This window comes from Geminocystis sp. (assembly GCF_041753295.1).
Taxonomy (GTDB): domain Bacteria; phylum Cyanobacteriota; class Cyanobacteriia; order Cyanobacteriales; family Cyanobacteriaceae; genus Geminocystis.
On record NZ_JBGSUU010000030.1, the window covers coordinates 1 to 4,965 of the forward strand.

The following is a 4,965-nucleotide window of genomic DNA, read 5'->3' on the forward strand; positions in this document are numbered from 1 at the left end:
ATATTTATATCAAGCAAGACATTTAATAGAGAACTTTTTTGCCAGATTAAAACAGTATAGAGCAATCGCTACCAGATATGATAAACGAAAAATAAATTTTAAAAGGAGGTATTTATTTAGCTTCAATCATAATCTGGCTTAATTGATGCCACGCCCTAACAGTGCCGTAGATCAAGTTTTCATAACCTCTGTTCTATGAAAAATGAGGAGTAGTTTACTTCTTCTAAGAAGTTTGCTTTCTGCTCCTGCTAACTACTTGCCCTGATGCTGTCTATCTTTAGATAGAGAAACTAGGCGCACTCCCAGCAATAAGGGTGTAGGTGTACTGCTATAGCGGTTAGCAAATCACTTTCGATCGAGAAAGGATTCTCTGTGAGAATTGAAAGCGAGTCCCGTCAGTTCCAAATTAGATGACACTAATTTGTGATCACGTCATTTAATTTGGAACTGACGACACTAATCTGTTACCGATGACAAATAATTTGTTACTGTACAAATAAAAATCTTAAAGTTTTTTTCTCTAACTTCAAACAAAAAAGACGGGACTGACGGGACTCGAACCCGCGACCTTCCGCGTGACAGGCGGACGCTCTAACCAGCTGAGCTACAATCCCATGGGATTTGATTCACATATTCTATGATAACGAAGGATTAAAAAAAAGTCAATATAAATTACAAAATATTCTTTGCTGACTATCGACTTGTTACCCATGAAGACAAATCTAACAAAAAAAATATAGGAAAATTCAATAGTTTTGAACAGAAGCAGATCAATAAATCAAATGCTTAAAGAAAAAAGATGATGAAGAAAAAATCTGGGCACACCATAACTCAAAAATCAAAAAATAAAAACACAATTTAACAAACAATAACAATTATCAGGTAGAATTAAGGGACTATAAATAATCATTACATTAAAATAACAGATTTATGTCTCTCCCCATTCGCAATCTTGCGATTATTGCCCACGTTGATCACGGCAAAACAACCTTAGTTGATGCACTATTAAAACAGTCTGGTATTTTCCGAGAAGGTGAAGAAGTACCTACCTGTGTAATGGACTCTAATGACATTGAAAGAGAAAGAGGAATTACTATTCTTTCTAAAAATACAGCAGTACGTTATAAAGATACATTAATTAATATAGTTGATACCCCCGGACACGCTGACTTTGGCGGTGAAGTTGAACGAGTTTTAGGAATGGTTGACGGTTGCGTTTTAATCGTCGATGCTAACGAAGGACCAATGCCTCAAACCCGTTTTGTACTTAAAAAAGCCTTAGAAAAAGGTTTGCGTCCTATTGTCGTAGTTAACAAGATTGATAGACCTCAAGCCGAACCTGATAAAGCAGTAGATAAAGTATTTGACTTATTTGTGGAGTTAGGTGCTGATGATGATCAGTGTGATTTTACCACCCTTTATGCTTCAGGTATTAGCGGTTATGCTAAAGCTAATATTGAAGATGAAGGTGTGGATATGAAACCTTTATTTGAAGCTATTTTAGGTCATGTTCCACCTCCTGCTGGAGATCCTAATAAACCTTTACAATTACAAGTTACCACCCTCGACTATTCTGAATATTTAGGACGTATTGTTATCGGTAAAATCCATAATGGTACAATTCAGGCTGGACAACAAGCTGCTTTAATTAAAGAAGATGGTAGTATGGTTAAAGCTCGGATTAGTAAATTACTTGGTTTTAACGGTTTACAACGAGTAGAATTACCCGAAGCTAGTGCTGGTTATATTGTTGCCGTAGCTGGTTTTGCCGATGCAAATATTGGAGAAACCATCACCTGCCCTACCGAACCTCAAGCCTTACCCTTAATTAAGGTTGATGAACCTACTTTACGCATGACATTCGCCGTTAATAATTCTCCTTTCGCAGGACAAGAAGGTAAATTCGTTACTTCTCGTCAAATCCGCGATCGCCTTGATAAAGAGTTACAAACCAACGTAGCTTTAAGAGTTGAAGACGGTGAATCCGCAGAGCAATTCGTTGTCTCAGGTCGTGGAGAGTTACACTTAGGTATCTTAATTGAAAATATGCGTCGGGAAGGATTTGAGTTTCAAGTATCTCAACCTCAAGTAATTTATCGTCAAGTAAACGGACAGCCTTATGAACCTTTTGAATACCTCGTTTTAGACGTACCCGAAGAAGGACAAGGATCTTGTATTGAGCGTTTAGGGCAAAGAAAAGCTGAAATGCAAGATATGCAATCTAGTGGTAATGGACGCACTCAATTAGAGTTTATTGTACCTGCACGAGGTTTAATTGGTTTCCGTGGAGATTTTATCCGCATGACCAAAGGTGAAGGTATTATGAATCATAGTTTTCATGAATATCGCCCCTTAGTTGGTGACTTAGAAACTCGTTATAACGGTGTACTTATTTCCTTTGAAGAGGGAGTTTCTACTTTCTATGCCATGAAAAATGCTGAAGACAGAGGAATATTCTTTATCCATCCGGGCACAAAAGTATATCGAGGCATGATTATCGGTGAAAGTAACCGTGCCCAAGATGTTGAAATTAATGTTTGTAAAACCAAGCAATTAACAAATCACCGTTCTGCAACTGGTGATGAATTGGTACAACTACAAGCACCTATCGAAATGAGCTTAGAAAGAGCATTAGAGTACATAGGCCCTGATGAGTTAGTGGAAGTCACTCCAGAATCAATTCGTTTACGAAAACTTCCTAACAAAAAATTAGCAAAACGTTAATTATTCGGGTGGGTGATTCCCACCTTTTTTTTGTCGATAAATTCTTTTTTTTTACCAATTATGAATTATTCTCCTATATTTATCTCTTTAATTCCTAATTTAATGGGTGGAGAAGGGCATATTATTCCCTATCATAATTCTATAAGTCAAGCTACCAAAATTCTTGGTTGGCATCATGAAGTTATTTATTCTCCTGAAGAAAATTTACCTAATTTACCTGATAATTGGCATGATGATTTAAGAGGAAATAAGTTAGAAATAGATGCAAATTTTTTTTATAAATTACAACAAATAAAAATATTTAGTGATAGTATTAAGTTCTATTTAAAAGAAAAATTATCTACTAATAAATCACCTCAAATTATTTTTATAGAAAGATTTATTCATCTACAGTTATTCGCTTTATGGTTGTCAATTTTATTTTTACCAAAGAATAATTTATATATTTGGGTTTTATATCGTCATAATTTTCATCAACATAAAACTAAATTCTTTTATAAACTTTTAAATAAACTTTTAAAAAAAGCCGTAAAATCGAATCATTTTCATTTATTTAGTGACAGTCAATTATTAGCAGATTCTATGAATAAATATTTTGAAGAATCTTTTACTGTAATGCCTATTCCTCATACAGAATTTATTGAAAAATTACCTAAGAATAATAACAATATCATTTGTTGGTGGGCAGGACCTCCTCGAGAAGAAAAAGGTTGGCAAATCATCAAACAATTGAGTCAATGTGAAACTATTTTTGCTGATCATTTCACTTTAGTAACGGCAAAAAGTGCGGATTTAATTCATGTTAATTATGGCGTAAAAATTATTCTTACTGATGATAATTTACATCGAGAAAAATATGTTTCATTGTTAGCTAACACTGATATTATGTTAATCCCTTATGATGCGATTGCCTATCAAGAAAGAACATCAGGAGTGTTTACAGAATCGGTGATTGCGGGAAATATTCCCGTGACAATGGCAAATACTTGGATGGCAAAAGAATTATTAAAATTTGGGTTAGATAAATTAATCATTAACTGGGATAATCCGCAACAAATTTGGCAAGAAATTAATGATATTTTTCACAATGAAGAAATTAAAATCAAATTAAAACTTATGCAAAAAGCCTATCGTGATTTTCATAACCTTTCTAACTTTGCTCGTCAATTTGAAGTCAATTTCTCAAATAAAATCTAAATTACATTCAGTATTAATAAGGAATACAAAATCACCCAAGCAGGACATTGCCATGAAAAACTTAAAATCAATTTTCATAAAGAAATTCTCAATTTATAGTTATTTTTCGTTTAAATCAGTTTAAGATCATTATTTTAACAAAAAGAATAAATTTTTTTTCTGAAAAAACTTGACAAAACTTTATAGAGTGATTATACTTATTAACATAGTGAGCAATCACTTTATTGTACCTCGAAAATATCATAAAGAAATCATACTAAGATGACTACCACTTTACAACAACAACAGTCTTCCGCATGGGAGCAGTTTTGTCAGTGGATCACTTCTACCAACAACCGCTTATATGTAGGCTGGTTCGGTACTTTGATGATCCCTACTCTCTTAACTGCCACCACTTGTTTCATTATCGCTTTCATCGCAGCGCCTCCCGTTGACATTGACGGTATTCGTGAGCCTGTAGCTGGATCTTTATTATACGGTAACAACATCATCTCTGGTGCAGTTGTTCCTTCTTCCAACGCTATTGGTTTACACTTCTACCCTATTTGGGAAGCAGCTTCTTTAGATGAATGGTTATACAACGGTGGTCCTTACCAATTAGTAGTATTCCACTTCTTAATCGGAATCTTCTGCTACATGGGTCGTCAATGGGAATTATCTTTCCGCTTAGGTATGCGTCCTTGGATCTGTGTTGCTTATTCTGCACCTGTATCTGCTGCCACTGCTGTATTCTTAATCTACCCCATCGGTCAAGGTTCTTTCTCTGATGGTATGCCTTTAGGAATCTCTGGAACATTCAATTTCATGTTTGTATTCCAAGCTGAGCACAATATCTTAATGCACCCCTTCCATATGTTAGGAGTAGCTGGTGTATTTGGTGGATCTTTGTTCTCTGCAATGCATGGTTCTTTAGTAACCTCTTCTTTAGTGCGTGAAACCACTGAAACTGAATCTCAAAACTACGGTTACAAATTCGGTCAAGAAGAAGAAACCTACAACATCGTAGCAGCACACGGATACTTTGGTCGTCTAATCTTCCAATAT

General features: G+C 35.0%; 3 protein-coding genes and 1 tRNA gene. 3 read left to right on the top strand and 1 reads right to left on the bottom strand.

Features of this window, described 5'->3' with window-relative positions:
* Positions 1-540: 540 nt before the first annotated feature.
* Positions 541-614 (bottom strand) — tRNA-Asp (locus ACEW8E_RS02380).
* A 316-nt stretch (positions 615-930) separates the two neighbouring features.
* Here ACEW8E_RS02380 and typA point away from each other — a divergent pair.
* From typA to ACEW8E_RS02395, 3 genes are all read left to right on the top strand, one after another.
* Positions 931-2,724, top strand: a complete 1,794-nt coding sequence (gene typA / locus ACEW8E_RS02385) for a translational GTPase TypA (RefSeq protein WP_373478739.1) — start codon at positions 931-933, stop codon at positions 2,722-2,724.
* 60 nt (positions 2,725-2,784) lie between these two features.
* Complete coding sequence (locus tag ACEW8E_RS02390; protein ID WP_373478740.1) at positions 2,785-3,921, top strand: glycosyltransferase; 1,137 nt, start codon at positions 2,785-2,787, stop codon at positions 3,919-3,921.
* A 261-nt stretch (positions 3,922-4,182) separates the two neighbouring features.
* Positions 4,183-4,965, top strand: a 783-nt coding sequence (locus ACEW8E_RS02395; RefSeq protein WP_373478741.1) for a photosystem II q(b) protein, incomplete at its 3' end; no start/stop codon positions are given.

Coding starts and splice junctions, on each gene's coding strand:
- typA (WP_373478739.1), top strand. CDS start 931: ATGTCTCTCCCCATTCGCAATCTTGCGATTATTGCCCACGTTGATCAC.
- ACEW8E_RS02390 (WP_373478740.1), top strand. CDS start 2,785: ATGAATTATTCTCCTATATTTATCTCTTTAATTCCTAATTTAATGGGT.